This window comes from Clostridium sp. AF02-29, from assembly GCF_934835585.1.
GTDB lineage: Bacteria > Bacillota > Clostridia > Lachnospirales > Lachnospiraceae > Otoolea > Otoolea fessa.
Genome location: NZ_CAKVZK010000015.1, coordinates 5070 through 23828, shown reverse-complemented (window position 1 = coordinate 23828; position 18759 = coordinate 5070). Strand labels below are relative to the sequence as shown.

Genomic DNA, 18759 nt, shown 5'->3' with positions numbered 1-18759 from the left:
AGAAAATGAAGATACGCAGGCGGATGGGTGAGACAAAGCAGATTGTTCAGGTAAATGGGGGGAATATTCTGCTGTTTGAGCTGGCTTTCCGTTTGCTCACGCTGCCGCTTCTTTTGCAGGCAGTGGCGGCACTGTTCCGGCTGTCGGTGCGCGCGTCCGGCTACAGTTATGTGACGGTCAGCAATCTGGTTTCCTACCTGCTGCGGCCGGTTACGATCGCGATTCTGGTTTTGATGGCAGCGATCCTGCTGGTGGGAGTTTCCATCGAGGCGGCGGGACTTCTGGCGGCATATCAGGCGGCGGCACTCTCGCGGAAAATGAGCGCTTTTTCGATGTTTGCGGCAGGCATCCGTCTGACGGTATCAGAGATCCGAAAGCGGAATCTGCGGTTGTTTCTGGTGCTGGCGGTTCACGGCCTGGTGCTTCATTCATTTTTGATTTACCGGATGTTATGCCATGTGAAGGCGGTCAAATTTATCCTTCCGGCGCTTCTGGCGGAGAACTGGGGGCGGCTTTTACTGGTTGGCGTGATTGTTGGCGCGGTTGTGATTTCACTTCCGACGATTTTTATCTGTTTTGGCTGTATGCTGGAGCAGCGGTCGTTTCGGGGCGGATTTCTGCGAAGCAGGGAGCTGCTGCGCGGTAATCGGGTACAGGTAGTTGGGACGCTTGTTTTGTGCAATCTGGCAGTTACGGCGGTGACGGTGGTGCTCTATCTGATTGCGGTTGTGATTGTGGCGGTGTTTGCTGTCTGGTTTGCGGACCGGCGTCTGGAATTGATCCTGGTTTTAGAGGCGCGCGACCGGATCGAGATGGTTCTGATGCCGCTCATGAGCATCGCGCTGATGTCGGTCAATTATGGCGCATTGACGGTGTTATATGTGCAGCTGGACCGGAAACGTCAGAACAAAGAGCGCTGGAAGTTTGAAGCTGGCGAACCTGCGGGTCTTCCGTGGATGAGCCGCCGCAACCGGATGGCGGCGCTGGCACTTCTGACGGCATTGAGCGCCGGAGCAATGTACGACGCTTTTTACCGGGGCAATGTGCTGGCGGCGGATCAGCTGAGGGAAGTGCAGCTCACAGCGCATCGGGGCGCATCGACGAGCGCACCGGAGAACACGATGCCTGCGATGGAGGCAGCGGTCGATCAGATGGCGGATTTTGCAGAGCTGGATGTGCAGGAGACGCGGGATGGTGCGCTGGTATTGTTCCATGACAGCACTCTGGAGCGGATCGACGGGACGCGGCGGACGATCCGATCGCTTTCCTGGGACGAGCTGCAGCAGGTAGATGCCGGTGGCTGGTATTCGGAGCAGTACAGCGGGACACGGATTCCGAAGCTGGAGGACGTTATCGAATATGTCAGGGGACGGATGATGCTGAATATCGAGATCAAATATGCCGGCGCTTCGAGCGATCTGCCGGAAAAGGTCGTGGACTGTATCCGGGAGAATGATTTCGTGGAACAGTGCGTCGTGACATCGACGAGTCTTTCTTATTTAAAGCGGGTGAAGGCGGCGGATTCGGATATTTATACGGGCTATATCCTGTCGGCAGCATATGGAAGCTATTACGAGGATGATGCGATCGATTTTATCAGCCTGCTCTCCAGTTCAGCGAACCGGAAGCTGGTCGAGCGCGTCCATGCCTGTGGTAAGGAGGTTCATGTCTGGACGGTCAATAAAAAGAGTGAACTGGAGCGAATGAAGATGATCGGCGTCGATAACATCATCACCGACCGGCCGATCCTGGCGCGGGAGGTCATTCTGGGCGAGGAAAATGCGGAGAATCTGCTGGCGCGGCTGAGGGCGCTGCTGCGGTAAAGAAAGATTACAGGAAAAATAAAAATCAGGAGAAAAACATGAGATTTGTACTACAGAGAGTCAAACACGCGAGTGTAAAGGTAGACGGCGAGCTGATCGGCTCGATCGGTCGTGGATATATGGTGCTGATGGGCGTCAGCGACACCGACACGGAGGAAATCACCGACAAAATGGTGGATAAAATGTGCAAGCTGCGTATTTTTGAGGATGAGAACGGCAAGACGAACTGTTCGCTGGCGGATGTGGATGGCGAGATCCTGCTGATCAGCCAGTTTACTTTGTACGCGGACTGCAGCCACGGAAACCGCCCGGGCTTTACGGGTGCGGGAAATCCAGAACTGGCGAACCATCTCTACGAACACGCGCTGGCGCGCTGCGCCGGACAGGTGCGGAAGGTCGAGCACGGTATTTTTGGGGCAGATATGAAGGTTGAGCTTTTAAACGATGGACCATTTACGATTCTGCTGGATAGTGATACGATAGTGAAAAAGAAATGATTCGCAAAAGGAGGAAGGATATGTCAGTAGCGAAAGAACAGAGAGAAAAACTGATCTGGGAATTTCCTAATATTGGAAAGAAAGCCCCGGAGCAGGAGGAAAAGGCATTTGCATATTGCGAGGGATATAAGGAGTTTTTAAATGCGGCAAAGACCGAGCGCGAATTTGTGCGCGAGGCGGTGCTCCGCCTGAAAGAGGCTGGTTATGAGGAGTTCGAAGAAGGAAAAATCTATCAGCCGGGCGACAAGGTATACCAGATCAACCGCAAGAAAGCGCTTCTGATGAGCACGTTCGGAAAACGTCCGCTGGAGGACGGCGTCCGCATTAACGTGGCTCACATCGATTCTCCGCGCCTGGATCTGAAACCGAACCCGCTGTATGAGAAGGCAGAGGCGGCATATTTCAAGACCCATTATTACGGCGGCATCCGCAAATACCAGTGGGCGACGATCCCGCTGGCGATGCACGGCGTTGTGATTTTAAAGGACGGCACCTCGGTGGATATTTGCATCGGCGAAAAAGAGGGCGATCCAGTCTTCTGCGTGACCGATCTGCTTCCGCATCTTGCCGCACAGCAGAATGAGCGGAAACTGAAAGATGGCATCAAGGGCGAAGAATTAAATATCATTGTTGGATCCCTGCCGTACCCGTGCGAGGAAGAAGACTCGATCAAGGAGCCGGTCAAGCTGCTGGCGCTGTCGATCTTAAATGAGCGCTTCGGCATGACGGAGAAGGATTTCCTGCGTGCAGAGATCGAATTTGTGCCGGCAGTAAAAGCAACGGATGTCGGTCTGGACCGCAGCCTGGTCGGCGCTTACGGACAGGATGACAAGGTGTGCGCGTACACGGCACTGACCGCAGAGATGAAAGCCAAGTCCCCGGAATATACGACGGTTACGATTCTGGCAGATAAAGAGGAGATCGGTTCCGTTGGAAATACCGGCTTAAATTCCGATTTTACCCTGCATTATATCGAGGGACTGTGCAAGGCAGGAAATGTGGATGTCCGCAAAGTGCTGAAGCATTCTCTGTGCCTGTCGGCGGATGTCAATGCGGCGTATGACCCGACGTTTGCGAGTGTATTTGAAGAAAAAAACTCCTGCTATCTGAATAAGGGTGTCGTTTTGACGAAATATACGGGTGCGCGTGGCAAATCCGGCAGCAACGACGCGAGCGCGGAGACGATGGCGAAAGTGATCCAGATCATGGATGAGGCAGGCGTATACTGGCAGATCGGCGAGCTGGGCGCAGTAGACGTCGGCGGCGGCGGCACGGTTGCCCTGTTTGTGGCTGGCATGGATGTAGACGTTGTGGATATGGGAGTTCCGATTTTATCCATGCATGCCCCATTTGAGCTGGCATCGAAACTGGATATCTATAACACATATCTGGCATTTGCAGCATTTTGCAGCTAAAAAATAGCCAGAAAATTCCGTCAGGAAAGACAAAACGTTTTTTTCTGGCGGAATTTTTTGTAATAGTAAATTCCGTTACTGGACACGTATGCGTGTACAGTAACAAGATAGAAAATGTAAAATATTGAAAAATCGCTTTTGCGACAGGCTGGTTTGTGGTATGATGATTGGTAAGACATACGTGCAGATATATCATATGTGCGTTTGAAAGCCAGGTGCCGGATGGCGCAGGCAGGAAATTGAGAGATAGAGGACGACTAAATGAAGAGATGGAAAATAGCAGGCATCTGTCTGGCGGTTGCGGTAGCAGCAGCGGCATCTGGATGCGGAAAAAAGACAGGGACTGAGACGACCGCAGCAGAGAGCACGGCTGCAGAGACAGAGGAGTATGTCGCAGAGAGCAGCGTGAAGCTGGGCGAGTACAAAGGCATCGCTGTGACCGTGACCGAGGCATCCGTGACGGACGAGGAAGTAGAAAACCAGATTCAGCAGGTGTTGAATTCAAAGGCCGAGTACCGCGAGGTAGATCGGGCAGCCCAGACGGGCGATCAGGTCAACATTGACTATAAGGGACTTTTAGACGGTGAGGCATTTGAGGGCGGTACCGCCGAGGGCTATGACCTGACACTGGGATCCGGCAGCTTTATCGATGGATTCGAGGATGGGCTGGTCGGCGCTGTGAAGGGCGATCAGAAAGACTTAAACCTGACATTCCCGGATTCGTATCCGAACAACCCGGATCTGGCAGGTAAGGCGGTTGTATTTGAGGTAACGGTCAATGCGGTCAAGGAACGCTCCGTTCCGGAACTGACGGATGAGTTTGTTGCTTCCGTATCACCGGATGATGGAACCGTGGAGAAATACCGTGAATCCACCCGTGAGAACCTCTTAGAGCAGAAACAGCTCTCGATTGACAATCAGAGAGATACGGATATTCTGAATGCGGTTGTGGACAATTCAGAAGTTGTATGCTCGACTGCATCGATCGACGAGGCATATGATACACAGTTAAAGGCATACACCAACATGCTTTCCTCCTACGGCGTCGACCTGGCGACCTATGCGGGCATGATTGGAAGCGACGAGGACAGCTTCCGGCAGGAGATCCGCCAGGAAGCCAAGGAAATGGCGAAACAGTCCCTCGTTTTAAATGAGATTGCGAAGCAGGAAAATATCACGATCGACGATTCGGACAAGGAAGCACTGGCGAAACGCTACGGCTACGAGAGCCTGGAGACGATGCTTCAGAACGATAACATCGATCAGAAGATGGTGGACGATACGGCACTGATGCAGAAGACACTTGATTTTCTGGTAGAAAATGCCAAGATCACCGTCAGCACTGAGGAGAACAATGCGGCGCTGAATACAGAAGCAGCCGAGGACGAGGCGAAGTAGAAAGCGTCTCATAAAAATACAGATAAGGGGATAGACATATGCAGATTTTATACGACAGAATCCGTAAAGATGGAATCGTAAGAGCAGGAAATGTATTGAAAGTGGATCGTTTCCTGAATCACCAGATGGATATTCATCTGTTCCAGGAGATCGGCAAGGAGTTTAAACGCCGTTTTGAGGGTGAGGAGATCAACAAGATCCTGACGATCGAGGCGTCGGGTATTGGTATTGCCTGTATCGTAGCCGAATATTTTGATGTTCCGGTTGTATTTGCCAAGAAAACAAAGACGAAAAATATTGCCGGAGAAGTGTATACAACGAAGGTTGAATCGTTTACCCATGGCACTGTATATGATATTATTGTGTCCAAGGAGTTCCTTGGAAAAGGCGATAAGGTTCTGGTTATCGATGATTTTCTGGCAAAGGGCAAGGCATTAGACGGTCTGACCACTTTGATTCAGGATTCGGGAGCAGAATTAGTTGGTGCGGGCATTGTCATTGAAAAAGGTTTTCAGGACGGCGGCAAACGCATCCGTGATAAGGGCATCCGCGTTGAGTCACTGGCGATCGTAGACAGCATGAATGCAGAGACCGGGGAGATCGTATTCAGAAATGAAGATAAATAAAAAAGCATTGTTTTTTGATATTGATGGAACATTGTTTAGTGAAAAATTAAGGCAGGTACCGCAAAGCGCGGTGCTTGCCTTAAAAAAAACAATGGAAAAGGGAAATTTGACCTTTATTAATACGGGGCGAACCTGGTGCCAGACGTCCAAAATCCGGGAGGAAGCGCCGGTAAACGGGCTGCTCTGCGGCTGTGGTACCTATATTTCCGTGGATGGAAAGACACTCTATGACCAGAGAATTTCGCCGGAACGGGCGGAGAAGCTGAAAGAGGATATTCTGCGGTTCCGGATGGATACAGTGATGGAGGGCGTGGACGCCTGCTTTTTCCGGCCAGATGGGGTGCAGACCGAAACGATGCGGGCGATCCGCTCGATTCTCGACCAGAGCGGCTCGGTTTCGGCGAAGAACTGGTCGGATCCGTCCTTTTCGATCAGTAAATTTTGCGTGGCAGTCGGAGCAGACAGTGATCCGGCGGGATTTTTTGAGACACTTCGGGATTTCGAGGTGATTGACCGGGGCGGCGGCTTCTATGAGTGTGTGCCGATGGGGCATTCTAAGGCGAGTGCGATCGAGTGGATTTTGAAGCAATATGGGATCGCGCTGGAGGACGCGTGGGTCTTTGGAGACAGCATGAACGATCTGTCGATGTTCCAGTATGTGCCGAATGCGGTTGTCATGGGAAAACACGATGCCGGGCTGGAGCCGTATGCGACGTTTACGGCGAAGACCGTGGAGGAAGATGGGATTTACCGAGCGATGGAAGAGCTGGGTTTTTTGTAAGGAAGCAATGGTTTGGTGTTTGATATATATGTATAAAGAGTGAAATTTGTGTGGATGTGTGGAGTTCAGAGAAACATCCTGTGGAGAGAAGTTTCAGGAAAGATTGACCTGGTGGATGTCTGAGACTTGAAATGCTCAAGATTGTGGATAGTTGAGACAGAACTAGAATGAAAGGGCGTTGGATAAAGATATATGAATTATGAGAAATCGGAAAAATATGAAGTTCTCAAGCGGTATTTCGGATATGACAGCTTCCGCGAAGGACAGGAAATACTGATTGACGGGATTCTTGATGGGCGTGATGTGCTGGGAATCATGCCGACGGGCAGCGGAAAATCACTGTGTTATCAGGTTCCGGCATTGATTCTTCCGGGAATCACGCTGGTGGTGTCACCGCTGATTTCTCTGATGAAGGATCAAGTCACGGCACTCAATCAGGCGGGCGTCCACGCGGCGTATCTGAACAGTTCGTTGACGACGGCACAGTATTATAAGGCGCTTGGGTATGCGCGCGAGGGGCGTTATCCAATCATTTACGTGGCGCCGGAGCGTCTGATGACGGAGGCATTTCTTGATTTTGCGATGCACGTGGATATTGCGATGCTGGCGATCGATGAGGCGCACTGCATTTCCCAGTGGGGACAGGATTTCAGACCGAGTTATTTGAAGATTGTTGATTTTATCGAGAAGCTGCCGAGGCGTCCGGTGGTCAGTGCTTTTACGGCGACCGCGACCAAGGAGGTCCGGGACGATATCATCGACATTTTGCAGTTACAGAATCCGGTGATGCTGACGACGGGATTTGACCGGAAAAACTTGTATTTTGCAGTGGAGACGCCGAAGGACCGCTATGCGGCAATCCGGGCATATCTGGAGGTGCACCCGGGGCAGGGAGGGATAATTTACTGTCTGACCCGCAGGAATGTTGAGGAGATCTGTGAGAAGCTGATCCGGGATGGATTTTCAGTGACGCGTTACCATGCGGGACTTTCCGATGCGGAGCGGCAGAAGAATCAGGATGATTTTATCTATGACCGGGTTCCGGTGATGGTGGCGACCAATGCGTTCGGCATGGGAATCGACCGGTCGGATGTACGGTTTGTCCTGCACTGCGGGATGCCGAAGAACCTGGAAGCCTACTATCAGGAGGCAGGACGTGCCGGGCGTGACGGCGAACCGGCGGAGTGCATCCTGTATTATAGCGGGCGGGATGTGGTGACGAACCAGCTCTTTATTGAGCGGAACCAGGACAATCAGGAGCTTGATGACTATACGCGGCAGGTGGTGCTGGAACGTGACCGGGAACGCCTGAAAAAGATGACGTTTTATTGTTTTACGAATGAGTGCCTGCGTGATTATATCCTGCGGTATTTCGGCGAATATGGAAGTAATTACTGCGGAAACTGTTCGAATTGTATGACGCAATTTGACACGATCGACATTCAGGCGGCGGCAGAGAGTCTCTTAGGCTGTGTGCAGTCGTGCGGACAGCGCTATGGAACAACGGTGATTCTCGACACGGTTCACGGGGCGAATACGGTAAAGATCCGCAATTACCGGATGGATGAGAATCCGCATTATGGGGAGCTGGCGAAGGAGAGCGTCGTGCATCTGCGCCAGATGTTTAACTTCCTCCAGGTGGAGGAGTATCTGTTTGTCACGGCGGATGAGTATTCGATTGTCAAATTGACGGAAAAAGGTGCTGCTTTCCTGGAAGCACCGGAGCCAATCGAGATGAAGATGGCGAAGGAGCGGGAGAAACAGGCAGCTGGAAGCAGCAAAAAGAGCCGCCGGGGCGCGAAGCTTCCAGCCGGGGCAGCCGAATTTACGGAGAAGGAAGAGACGCTCTTCGAGGCACTCCGCGCGCTGCGCCGCGAGATCGCATCCGAGGAAAAAGTGCCGCCGTATATCGTATTTTCTGATAAGACGCTGACGCATATGTGTATTTTAAAACCGGTCACGGAAGCGGAGATGCTGGAGGTGTCCGGCGTGGGCGCGTATAAGTTTGAAAAATATGGAGAACGGTTTCTGGAGTGCGTGCGGAAGTTCTTAGAGTCTTAGTATCGGGTGTGTGTTCTGTTCGTGAGTGAAAAATGCCTGGAGAAAAGACAGAAAAATAAAAAAATACACATATGATGACAGATTTTATCTTGTTAAACGCCACATTTTCTAGTATAATAAGGGTATCAATCCATGGATGGAAGTGACTGTGAAAATGGAACTTTTAGAAGCAGTTTCAAACATTTATGAACACCTATTTAGATGGAGAAGGGGGCGTTTTTATGGAGAAAAGTTATACAAAGATCTACACAACTGGAGCAACAGTACCGTTAAAGATTCGTCCAGGACATTTCGCAACAAACCATGCACATATCAATTATTACATTGATGTGACGACCTTGAAAGCGAGAACGAAAGAGGCGGAGGAAGTTGCACAGGCGCTGGTTGGCATGTATCTGTATGACACCGTGATCGACACGATTGTCTGCATGGAGGGCACGGAAGTTATCGGTGCTTTTCTGGCGGAGGAGCTGGCAAAGGGCGGTTTTCTCTCGACGAACGCGCACAAATCTATCTATGTAATCAGCCCGGAGTTCAACAACAACAGCCAGATCATTTTCCGTGACAACCTGATTCCGATGATCCGCGATAAACACGTGATGATCCTGATGGCATCCGTGACGACGGGACGCACCTTAAATAAGGCAGTTGAGAGCATCCAGTATTACGGTGGTATCTTACAGGGCGCATCGGCGATTTTCAGTGCGATGGATTCGCTGGATGGTGTGCCGATCAAGTCAGTCTTTGGCAAGAAGGATTTACCGGATTATACGTATTCAGATTACCGTGACTGCCCGCTCTGCAAGGCAGGAAAGAAGATTGATGCGCTGGTAAATACGTTTGGATATTCGCCGATGGGGTGATGCGGCGATCGGAAGCTGCTTCGTTTGATGAATACAGGATTTGTAAAAGCCGGATCGTTGAAATGAAACGCGATCCGAATGCGGGTGCTGCATGGCAGCATAGAAAGCATTATTGAGAAAGAGATAGATTTTACAAGGTTTGAGAACAGATAGTGGATACCGCAAAACCACAGAATCCGTGCACTGACCTGTCAGAAATAAGAAGATGGGGAGCAGAGGGATGGGAGGTTTTGCGGTATCTTTTTTGTGTACTAGGAAATTCATTGGAATCCCCTATTACACAAAAAGGTACATTCTTTTCAGATATAGTGTAATCGTTTAAAGAAGTTTTTGGAGAAAGAAGGAGAATGCAATGGATACACAGCAGATGTTTCAGGAACTGGATCGCCTTTATGCACAGGGAAAACTGGACGAAGCGGAAGAGAAAATGATGGGCTGGATGAAGGAAGGGCTGGATTCAGGGAACAAAAGCCTCTGCCTGATGATGTGCAATGAGATGGAAGGACTCTACCGGAATACCGGACGGGTTGCACAGGCAGTCGATATGGCGGATATGGCGCTGTCCCTGATTGCGGGGATGGGACTGGATGGTTCGATCCACCATGGAACGACACTTTTAAATGCGGCAACCGCGCGCCGGATGGCAGGAGATGTGGAGAAAGCGCTTTCCCAGTACCGGGAGGCGGAAGCGATTTTTAAGAATCTTGGAAAAACGGATGGCTATGAGATGGCAAGTCTCTACAATAATATCAGTCAGATTTATCAGGAACAGGAGGAACATGAAAAGGCGCTGGAATCGCTGGATAAGGCGCTGGAACTGATTAAAAAGATGGAGAACAGCGAGGCGGAGGTGGCAACGACCCATGTCAACCGGGCGCTATCCTTGATGGCGCTGGGACGGCTGGATGAGGCAGACGAGGAGTTAAAGGAAAGCCTGACCTTTTATGCGTCCCCGGAGGGCGTGCAGTCGGGACACTTTGGTTCGGCGCTGGCAGCAGCCGGGGAGCTGGCATGGCGGCGCGGCAATTATGATCAGGCGATCGGGCTGCTGGAAAAAGCGCTGATGGTAACGCAGTCCCGGTTTGGCGAGAGCGATGCGTGCGCGGTGATCCGCCAGAATCTGGAGATGATCAAAAAAGAAAAGGAAGAAAAAGGCATTACCGGAGCTGCAGACAAGAAGGAAGACAAGGGCGGAAACCCGAGCCACTGTGCGAGCTGTCAGTTCAAGGATGCGAAATTCTGAGACAGGACAAGAAAAAAGCGTTTTTTGAAAAGTTTTCAGATGGAAGATTTGATAAAAAGCGTGCAAGAAACACGCATGAAAAAAAGATACTGAAAATAGAGAAAACGTAGAAATAGAAAAAACCATAAAATCAGGTAGGGGAATCAGATGCAGGGACTAGAACTGGCAAAACGATACTATGAAGAAGTTGGGCGTCCGATGCTGGAGCGGGATTTTCCAGAGCTTCTGCCGCGGTTGGCGGCGGGACTGGTGGGCGAAGGTTCGGAATGTCTGGGATTTGACGATGCGATATCGCAGGATCACGATTTCGGGGCGGGGTTCTGTCTGTGGTTTTCGGCGAAAGATTATAACCAGTACGGAAATGCGCTTCAGGATGCCTATGACCGTTTGCCAGGGGAGTTTGCAGGTGTTCCGGCACGCCTCACAAGTGCGCGGGGCGGCGGACGTGTCGGTGTGTTTGAGATAGAGGCATTTTACAGCCGTTTTATCGGGATGGAACAGCCGCCAAAGAGCCTGATGCGCTGGCTGCATCTGCCGGAAGATAAGCTGGCGGCAGTCGTGGGCGGGGCAGTATTTGAGGATGGACTGGGAGAATTTTCTGCGATCCGCGAGGCGCTCCGGAAGTATTATCCGGAGGATGTCCGGATCAAGAAGATCGCGGCGCGGGCAGCGAAAATGGCGCAGTCGGGACAGTATAATTATGGCCGCTGTATGCGGCGGGGCGATACGGTTGCGGCGATGCTGGCGCTCGATGAATTTGTGCGGCAGGCGATTTCGATGGTCTATTTACTAAACCGGACGTATATGCCTTACTATAAGTGGATGTTCCGGGGAATGGAAAACTTTCAGATTCTGCCGGAGGTGGCGGAAAAAATCCGGGAGCTTTCGGTGATGGGAGATACGAGCGAGATGTGGAAGCCGCCGTTTCCCCCGGGATGGAATCCTTATGTAAACCAGTTAGATCCGCGTGTGGGTCGGATCGAGGAAATCTGTCAGGCGGTAGTGGGGGAACTGCGAAAACAGGGACTGACTGACAGCCGGGATGCATTTCTGGAAGCGCATACGTGGGAGATCATGAAACGGATTCAGGATCCGGAGCTGAAAAAATGTCATGTGATGGAAGGATAAGCCGCGGATAGACAGATCAAAATGGGAACGCGCATGGACTGTAACTGAAAGAAAAGATGCAGGAAATTGATTTGGAAGGGATCTGGCAAGCAAAAGGGAGGACAGCGTATGACGAAACAGGAGAAAATAGAGAAACTGATTCAGATGGAGTGGGAAGATTTTCAGAAAGTCAATAACGAGGGCGGACGTGCTTCTTGTCAGGACGATCCGGAGACATTTTTTATCATGCGACGAAGCCATTTTGCACCGTGGACAGAGGAACTCATCGACTGCGTGCAGGCGGATATGGACCGCGCCCATGAGCAGGGGCGCAATCTGGTAATGGAGAAATATGCGTGGATGATGGCGAGCACCGCACCGGAGCAGTTTAAGAAACTGCATCATTTTCTGATTGATCCGACGCTGGCGGGCGAACAGTGGAGTGATGCGATCGTGAAACAGCAGCTTGCCTGGATGGAAGAGTACCAGGCGAAATATCCGGTGCTGGCGTCTGGAAACCGGCTTCTCTACAGTTCTGAAGATACGCCGTATGATACTTCCTTCCAGACGTACCTGCTTGGAGAACTGCGGACTTACTCGGACAGCACTCTGCATACGTACTGGCAGTTTATCAATGAACTGAAAAAGAAAGGAAAGAGTCTGGCACTTCTGACGATGGAGGCGGAAGTGAAGGCATATGGATATGAGGGGCTGGATGCGGCGGAGAAGGCGCTCTCTAAATAAAAATTAGAAGGATGCATATTCGAAAATTTATGGCAATGATTTCGAAAAAGTGAATGTATAATAGCTATATACAACCGTTGCATTTACGATAAGGCAACAAAGTGCCCATATAAGAAGCACGGAAACTGCTTCTGGATTGTGATGCCTCACCGGACGACTTACGTCGGCACGGTGCTTCCCAAGCTCATACATTTGAATTTTTCGATGGCATTGGATTTTCTTTCTTTCAGAAAGAAACTTCTCAGAGCGGGATTTCCATTGCCTGCGGATGCAGCTTCTGTGTAAAGCTCTTTGCTCCTCGGAGCGGATTACTGTGCAGAAGTTAACAACAGGCAGGTGCGGGTGCATCGCCTTCTGTAAGAAACGGTGCTGTGCAATCTGTGAAAAACTGTGAGGTATTGAGACGAAAGGAGCAGCAGAAATGAAAAAAATGAATATTCCTGTTGGGGTTTCAGACTTTGAAGAAATTCGTAAAAACGGGTATTACTACATCGATAAATCGGAGCTGGTCAGAGAGCTGCTCAGTAGAACAGGAACAAAAGTGACACTGATTACCCGTCCTCGGCGCTTTGGAAAGACGCTCGGCATGAGTATGCTGGAAAGCTTTTTCGATATCCGAAAGGACAGCAGAGCGTTATTTGAAGGGCTAGAGATTTCGGAAAACCAGGCGCTGTGCGATGCGTGGATGAACCAGTATCCGACGATTTTTGTTTCGTTTCGACAGGTAGATGGTCTTAACTTCACCGGAGCGTACGACATGCTCACATGGGTTATCTCAGAACTATATAAAGAGCATCACTATCTGCTGGACAGCGACAGTATCGGCACCAGTGATAAGGAGATCGCGAAACAGCTGGAATGGGGACAGGCTTCCATGAAGGACATGAAAGGAAGCTTAATGTTGCTTACCAGGATGATGCAGCGGCATTATGGAAAGCCTATCATTCTTCTTATAGATGAGTACGATGTTCCTGTCGCGAAAGCGAACAACAACGGTTACTATAATGAAATGCTCGATGTTATGAAGGGATTGATGCAGGCTCTGAAAGACAATCCGGCACTTCGTTTTGCTGTCGTGACAGGCTGCTTAAAGATCGCGAAAGAGAGCATCTTTACGGGAACCAATAATTTCGTATCGGATACGATCACAAATTCTCGTCTCAACGAGTATTTCGGCTTCGTACAGAGCGAGGTTGATGAACTGCTGAAAGCTGCTGACATGACAGAACAGGCAGAGAACATGAAGAAATGGTATGATGGCTACCATTTCGGAGATTTTGATGTCTACTGTCCGTGGGATGTCATGAATTATATGCTGGAGCTTCAGCATAATCCGAAGGCAAAGCCGATCAGCTACTGGAAAAACACAAGTGACAATGCCATTATCCGTTCCTTTATCGATTATGCGGGCAGTACGATCACAAAGAAGCTGGAGACACTGATGGCGGGCGGCTGCATCGTCCAGCGTGTGGATGAAAACCTGACCTATGATTATCTCCATTCATCAGAAGATAACCTCTGGAGCACATTGTATCTGACGGGATACTTAACACGGGCGCGGGAAGAGGATTATATGGGTGAAGTTCCAGACGGTATGGTAGCCCTCATGATTCCGAATGCAGAAATTAACGAGATTTTCGAAACAACGGTCATCAAATGGTTTGATGACAGCGCGAAGAAGTGGAATCGAAATGCGCTGTTTGATGCCGTCTTTAGTGGTGACAGTGAAGGTATTAACAGGGAGATGAATGCCCTGCTCCGGCGCACCATCAGTTATCATGACTATCGGGAGGACTTCTACCACGCATTTCTCGCGGGCATTTTTACAGGCGCTGGATATATGGTGGACTCCAATAAGGAGCATGGAGAAGGGCGAAGCGATGTGGTCGTTTATGATCCCATCAATGCGCGCGTTGCGATCTTCGAAGCGAAGTACACAAAGACCCTGGGAAACCTGGAGAAGGATTGCGATACGGCTTTGCAGCAGATCGATGATCGGATGTATGCAAAGGAATATGAGGATGACTACGATCAGATTTTCTGCTACGGTATCTCGTTTTTCAAGAAACGCTGCATGGTAAAGGAAAAAGGTTAATTTCTTTAAAAATACGTATCCTAAAAACAGATCACCCTTTAAACCATTATCCGTTTGTAAGATAATAAGTAAGAAAAACAAAATACTCAAAAAAAGGAGAGATGAATATGAAGATAAGAAAGAAACTAATCGCATCTGCAATGATTGTAGCCATGATGATGGGCACAGCAACGACTGCACTCGCTGGTCAGTGGCAGCAGAATTCAAAAGGCTGGTGGTGGCAAGAGGATAATGGCGCTTACCCGAAGTCACAGTGGCAGTGGATCGATGGCAATAAGGATGGCATTGCAGAATGCTATTACTTTGATGGCAGCGGCTATATGCTTTCAAATACCACGACCCCGGATGGATATGTAGTAAACGGTGATGGGGCATGGACGGAAGGAGGAGCAGTAAAGACGAAGAACGTAAGCACAGAACCCGTGACGGCAAATACGTCAAACGACACGGTCACAAATTCACAGGCTCCGGCAACCGATGTCTATAGTGGAACCTATGCATACAATATTGGCACTTACTCGTTTTCCATGAAGATCGTGTATGACCCGGCAACCAAGACGCTGACAGATACCGAGTGGCTTCCTGGATTTGGCGGAGTCACAGATACGTACCATTATGCAGGTGTGAATGAGATGGGCTACATCGTGTTTAAATGCACAAGTTCGAATAGAACCGCCATCAGTAGTGATTCATATATTTATTTCTCAGCACCTGGTGTAATGGTCGTAGAGACTGAGAATGGCTATGAGAACGTAAAAAAGCAGTAAAAAGAAGAAAACGATGAAGTTACGAAAGAAGTTAATCGCGTTATCTGCGCTTACATTATCACTCATCATGGTTGTTCCGGTGTTTGCGGATAACCCGGTCGGATGGCAGAAGAATGAAACAGGATGGTGGTATGGAACAAATGCCACAGGAACAACCTGGTATCACGATGGCTGGCAGTGGATCGATGGAAACAAGGATGGAATTTCAGAGTGCTACTATTTCGCTCCGAACGGATACATCGTAACAAATGGGAAGACCCCGGATGGATATGATGTAAATGCCGATGGTCAGTGGACCATAAATGGTGTCGTACAGACCATAGGTGCTGCGGTAGCACAGGCTGCAGGTCAATAGACCATCATCGAAGGAAATTCTGGATTACCTGTATCGTGGAAGAACAGATACACAGTATTTCGGAAAAATCGACACTTCAAGGCCGGAGTGGAACAATGGTGTCACCAACATTTACATGAAGGATGTCGTTGGCTCTCGTTGGACCCGTGTGCATGGTGGTTGGTACTTTTTAGGCTATGATAACACAGATGTAGAGGCGATTGCGCTGAATGATGAAGGCTATCTTCTTGCAGATACCGTGACCCCGGATGGATATTATGTAAATAAGCGGGGCGTACTCGAAATTGACGGACGTGAAGTAACGCACTGTGAAGAATGCATATACATTGCAAGCAGCATCGATGTTCCGGATAAAAATCATGTGGATTTAAGTAAATATAACGATTGGGAAATCGGCATCGGTCATTGTTGGTCAATGACAGCATATCCGTTTGGAAAACTCGTATATAACCATGTTTCTGGAATGGATAGAGAACAGGGTGGCATCGGATCCAACATTGTAAGCCATAATGATTTCGGCGTTTGTACGGTATGGAGCGCAGAAAACTCTTATAAGCACACGAAAAAATAAATAGATTTTAAAGCGGCAGGAGAAAATCCTGCTGCTTTTTTATGCTGATAGAAAAACACCGGATTTTCACGAGATAAAGAAAGGTACGTATGAATTTCACCAAAAACACGATTTACACAACATATAATAAATGGAAAATAAATTTACATATTTCACAGAAGAAACACTTAAGAAGCTTTATGGTTTGATGTAAAAGATTATCCCGACTTTTTTGATATATTTTCACAGAAAAACGGAGTATTCTGCCAGAATTCCGGATAATCATAAAGTCGGGATAAGTGGTGTGAGAGGACGGGAGCTAATCACTCCCTCCTACTCGATTATCAGCACATTCTTTGTTTCCAATTTTTACGAAAACCGCCGAACCACCCGCATCACCTGTTCCACCGTATCGCTCAGATTCTTCCGGGCGGATGCCTGCATCCAGCGATCCATGTTTACGATATCTTCCCTGGAAGCGCCTTTTTGCGGACCATAAATAGATTGCGGCAGGATCGAAGCAGCGGGACTGTACAGAAAAATACATGATGGAAGCTCCTCTTTGCTGGTAGATCACATTGTCATCGGATGAACAGAAAGTGTGGTAGTTTCTATTTCCGTTGTTTAAACAATTGAAAAAACGTCCCAAAGCATGTATACTCCTTCTTGTAAGCGGCACAATACATATGAATGGCAGGAGAGGCTAGAGGTATGCTTGTCCATATGCAGAGAGCGGATGCTAGAAACATGGACATGTAGTATAAGCCGGAGAAAAAAGGAGAAATGAGCGTATGAGCAGAGAGGTAAATCCAAGAAAAGCGGCAGTCATCGGGTGCGGATTTGTGGGTTCAGCAACGGCATTTACACTGATGCAGAGCCGGTTATTTTCCGAGCTGGTTCTGTTAGATGTGAATATGGAAAAGGCGGACGGCGAGGCGAAGGATATCGCGCACGGGATTCCGTTTGCAGGGCAGATGAAGATCTACGCGGGCACGTATGACGACGCGGCGGACGCGGCGATCATCATTATCACGGCGGGGGCGAACCAGAAGCCGGGGGAGACGCGGCTTGACCTGGTGCAGAAGAATACGGCAATTTATCAGAGTATCATCCCGGAGATTGTAAAACGCGATTTTGGCGGGATTCTGCTGATCGTATCGAATCCGGTGGATATTTTGACGTATGTGGCATTGAAACTGAGTGGGCTGCCGGAGAAACGGGTGCTTGGTTCGGGGACGGTGCTTGACACGGCGCGGCTCAAATACGCGCTGGGCGAACACCTGGGCGTGGACAGCCGGAGTGTGCATTCTTTTATTATCGGCGAGCACGGGGACAGCGAGATCGCGGCGTGGAGCAGTACGAATGTATCGGGCATTCCGCTGAACGAGTTCTGCGAGATGCGCGGGCATTTTAACCACGATGCGGCGATGGACGCGATCGCGGAGAAGGTCAAAAACAGTGCTTACGAGATTATTTCGAAAAAACAGGCGACGTATTACGGAATTGCGATGTCGGTAAAACGTATCTGCGAGTGTATCGTCCGCAATGAGCGCTCGATTCTGCCGGTGTCTGCGATGATGCACGGGGAGTACGGCATCGAAGATATCACGCTGAGTATGCCGGCGATCGTGGGAATCGGGGGTGTGGAGACGCATGTACCGATTGCATTGAGTGAGGAAGAGGCGGAGAAGCTGGTGGAGTCGGCTAAGAAACTGAAAGAGGTAGCGAAAGGGCTGATAGAATGATGCCAGATGGGCTGCCGTACATTGGCACGGCAGCCCATCTGATTTTCTTTCTGGGTCAGTAAGGAGACAACGATCAGGGTAAGGAATGAACCCGGAACTGCAACCAGGATGGTTGCCAGACCGAACGGATGTCCCATAACTTCCCAGGCAATCGTAGCAAAGGTTCCGACAAACATGGAAGCGATGCCTCCGCTTTTAGTTTTATTCGAATTGATTGTGATTATTATACTGCAAAGCACAGGACGTTGCCAGTGAATCCAATCGTGTAAAATGAATGTTTCAGTACATATAATAGGAAACGTCACATGAAATATGATAAGATAGTGAAAGCAATTTTCATAGAACGTCCCAATCGTTTTATTGCGCGGGTAAAGATTGATGGCTCGGAAGAGGTAGAATCGGTTCATGTAAAGAATACGGGCCGTTGTCGTGAATTACTGCTGCGGGGGGCGGAAGTGATTTTGGAAGATTGCATAGAAAAGAATCCAAATCGAAAGACTCGCTATGATTTGATTGCAGTTAAGAAGAATAAGATATGGGTTAACATTGATTCTCAGGCACCGAATAAAGTGGTAAAAGAATGGCTGATGACACAGGGGTATGATTATATTAAACCAGAGTATACCTTTGGAAATAGCCGGATGGATTTCTATATGGAAAAAGGAAAGCAAAAATATCTAATGGAAGTC

General features: G+C 49.4%; 17 protein-coding genes and 1 pseudogene (1 of these 18 cut by a window edge). 17 read left to right on the top strand and 1 reads right to left on the bottom strand.

Annotated elements, in window-relative coordinates:
• The first annotated feature begins 5 nt into the window (after positions 1–5).
• From PUQ60_RS05575 to PUQ60_RS05505, 15 genes are all read left to right on the top strand, one after another.
• Complete coding sequence (locus tag PUQ60_RS05575; protein WP_273380769.1) at positions 6–1823, top strand: glycerophosphodiester phosphodiesterase family protein; 1818 nt, start codon at positions 6–8, stop codon at positions 1821–1823.
• 38 nt (positions 1824–1861) lie between these two features.
• On the top strand, positions 1862–2320 hold the full coding sequence (gene dtd, locus PUQ60_RS05570; RefSeq protein WP_022359969.1) for a D-aminoacyl-tRNA deacylase: 459 nt from the start codon (positions 1862–1864) through the stop codon (positions 2318–2320).
• 20 nt (positions 2321–2340) lie between these two features.
• The gene (locus PUQ60_RS05565; protein WP_118471364.1) at positions 2341–3735 is read left to right on the top strand and encodes an aminopeptidase; all 1395 of its coding nucleotides are present in this window, start codon (positions 2341–2343) and stop codon (positions 3733–3735) included.
• Between the two features lie 261 nt (positions 3736–3996).
• A complete protein-coding gene (gene tig, locus PUQ60_RS05560) occupies positions 3997–5133 on the top strand; it encodes a trigger factor (protein ID WP_273380766.1) in 1137 nt (378 codons plus the stop codon).
• 38 nt (positions 5134–5171) lie between these two features.
• Entirely contained in the window at positions 5172–5759 is a 588-nt protein-coding gene (locus tag PUQ60_RS05555; RefSeq protein ID WP_022359972.1) for a xanthine phosphoribosyltransferase, read from the top strand.
• Positions 5746–6540: an HAD family hydrolase gene (locus tag PUQ60_RS05550; protein WP_273400948.1), complete on the top strand. Its 795-nt coding sequence runs from the start codon at positions 5746–5748 to the stop codon at positions 6538–6540. Before PUQ60_RS05555 ends, PUQ60_RS05550 begins: the two co-directional genes overlap by 14 nt.
• A gap of 192 nt (positions 6541–6732) precedes the next feature.
• Positions 6733–8601: a DNA helicase RecQ gene (recQ, locus tag PUQ60_RS05545; RefSeq protein ID WP_273380762.1), complete on the top strand. Its 1869-nt coding sequence runs from the start codon at positions 6733–6735 to the stop codon at positions 8599–8601.
• 221 nt (positions 8602–8822) lie between these two features.
• Positions 8823–9464 carry a hypothetical protein gene (locus PUQ60_RS05540; RefSeq protein ID WP_022359975.1) on the top strand — a complete coding sequence of 214 codons (642 nt, stop codon included), beginning with the start codon at positions 8823–8825 and terminating at the stop codon, positions 9462–9464.
• Positions 9465–9816: 352 nt separating this feature from the next.
• Positions 9817–10707 (top strand): tetratricopeptide repeat protein, encoded by an 891-nt coding sequence (locus PUQ60_RS05535; RefSeq protein WP_022359976.1) that lies wholly within the window; start codon positions 9817–9819, stop codon positions 10705–10707.
• Between the two features lie 147 nt (positions 10708–10854).
• The gene (locus PUQ60_RS05530; RefSeq protein ID WP_273380759.1) at positions 10855–11835 is read left to right on the top strand and encodes a DUF4037 domain-containing protein; all 981 of its coding nucleotides are present in this window, start codon (positions 10855–10857) and stop codon (positions 11833–11835) included.
• 108 nt (positions 11836–11943) lie between these two features.
• Complete coding sequence (locus PUQ60_RS05525) at positions 11944–12558, top strand: DUF4125 family protein (protein WP_273380757.1); 615 nt, start codon at positions 11944–11946, stop codon at positions 12556–12558.
• Positions 12559–12979: 421 nt separating this feature from the next.
• Positions 12980–14653, top strand: a complete 1674-nt coding sequence (locus tag PUQ60_RS05520) for an AAA family ATPase (RefSeq protein ID WP_273400950.1) — start codon at positions 12980–12982, stop codon at positions 14651–14653.
• 107 nt (positions 14654–14760) lie between these two features.
• Complete coding sequence (locus tag PUQ60_RS05515; RefSeq protein ID WP_273400952.1) at positions 14761–15420, top strand: hypothetical protein; 660 nt, start codon at positions 14761–14763, stop codon at positions 15418–15420.
• A 13-nt stretch (positions 15421–15433) separates the two neighbouring features.
• Entirely contained in the window at positions 15434–15775 is a 342-nt protein-coding gene (locus PUQ60_RS05510) for a hypothetical protein (RefSeq protein WP_273393887.1), read from the top strand.
• Positions 15776–15890: 115 nt separating this feature from the next.
• Positions 15891–16346, top strand: coding sequence for a hypothetical protein (locus PUQ60_RS05505; RefSeq protein ID WP_273393889.1), 456 nt, complete (start codon positions 15891–15893; stop codon positions 16344–16346).
• Between the two features lie 298 nt (positions 16347–16644).
• On the opposite strand, the gene PUQ60_RS05500 is transcribed toward PUQ60_RS05505, so the two are convergent.
• Positions 16645–16974 (bottom strand): hypothetical protein, encoded by a 330-nt coding sequence (locus PUQ60_RS05500; RefSeq protein WP_273393891.1) that lies wholly within the window; start codon positions 16972–16974, stop codon positions 16645–16647.
• A gap of 142 nt (positions 16975–17116) precedes the next feature.
• Here PUQ60_RS05500 and PUQ60_RS05495 point away from each other — a divergent pair, with 142 nt between their 5' ends.
• A complete protein-coding gene (locus tag PUQ60_RS05495) occupies positions 17117–18070 on the top strand; it encodes an L-lactate dehydrogenase (RefSeq protein ID WP_273393893.1) in 954 nt (317 codons plus the stop codon).
• 305 nt (positions 18071–18375) lie between these two features.
• Positions 18376–18759 (top strand): annotated as a pseudogene (gene sfsA, locus PUQ60_RS05490) (DNA/RNA nuclease SfsA); it runs 280 nt beyond the window's last position.

Bases quoted from the DNA above. Each gene is read 5' to 3' on its own strand.
- PUQ60_RS05540 (WP_022359975.1), top strand. From the start codon at position 8,823: ATGGAGAAAAGTTATACAAAGATCTACACAACTGGAGCAACAGTACCG.
- PUQ60_RS05510 (WP_273393887.1), top strand. From the start codon at position 15,434: ATGAAGTTACGAAAGAAGTTAATCGCGTTATCTGCGCTTACATTATCA.
- PUQ60_RS05515 (WP_273400952.1), top strand. From the start codon at position 14,761: ATGAAGATAAGAAAGAAACTAATCGCATCTGCAATGATTGTAGCCATG.
- PUQ60_RS05565 (WP_118471364.1), top strand. From the start codon at position 2,341: ATGTCAGTAGCGAAAGAACAGAGAGAAAAACTGATCTGGGAATTTCCT.
- PUQ60_RS05520 (WP_273400950.1), top strand. From the start codon at position 12,980: ATGAAAAAAATGAATATTCCTGTTGGGGTTTCAGACTTTGAAGAAATT.
- PUQ60_RS05555 (WP_022359972.1), top strand. From the start codon at position 5,172: ATGCAGATTTTATACGACAGAATCCGTAAAGATGGAATCGTAAGAGCA.
- recQ (WP_273380762.1), top strand. From the start codon at position 6,733: ATGAATTATGAGAAATCGGAAAAATATGAAGTTCTCAAGCGGTATTTC.
- PUQ60_RS05535 (WP_022359976.1), top strand. From the start codon at position 9,817: ATGGATACACAGCAGATGTTTCAGGAACTGGATCGCCTTTATGCACAG.
- PUQ60_RS05550 (WP_273400948.1), top strand. From the start codon at position 5,746: ATGAAGATAAATAAAAAAGCATTGTTTTTTGATATTGATGGAACATTG.
- tig (WP_273380766.1), top strand. From the start codon at position 3,997: ATGAAGAGATGGAAAATAGCAGGCATCTGTCTGGCGGTTGCGGTAGCA.
- dtd (WP_022359969.1), top strand. From the start codon at position 1,862: ATGAGATTTGTACTACAGAGAGTCAAACACGCGAGTGTAAAGGTAGAC.
- PUQ60_RS05525 (WP_273380757.1), top strand. From the start codon at position 11,944: ATGACGAAACAGGAGAAAATAGAGAAACTGATTCAGATGGAGTGGGAA.
- PUQ60_RS05495 (WP_273393893.1), top strand. From the start codon at position 17,117: ATGAGCAGAGAGGTAAATCCAAGAAAAGCGGCAGTCATCGGGTGCGGA.
- PUQ60_RS05530 (WP_273380759.1), top strand. From the start codon at position 10,855: ATGCAGGGACTAGAACTGGCAAAACGATACTATGAAGAAGTTGGGCGT.
- PUQ60_RS05505 (WP_273393889.1), top strand. From the start codon at position 15,891: ATGAAGGATGTCGTTGGCTCTCGTTGGACCCGTGTGCATGGTGGTTGG.
- PUQ60_RS05575 (WP_273380769.1), top strand. From the start codon at position 6: ATGAAGATACGCAGGCGGATGGGTGAGACAAAGCAGATTGTTCAGGTA.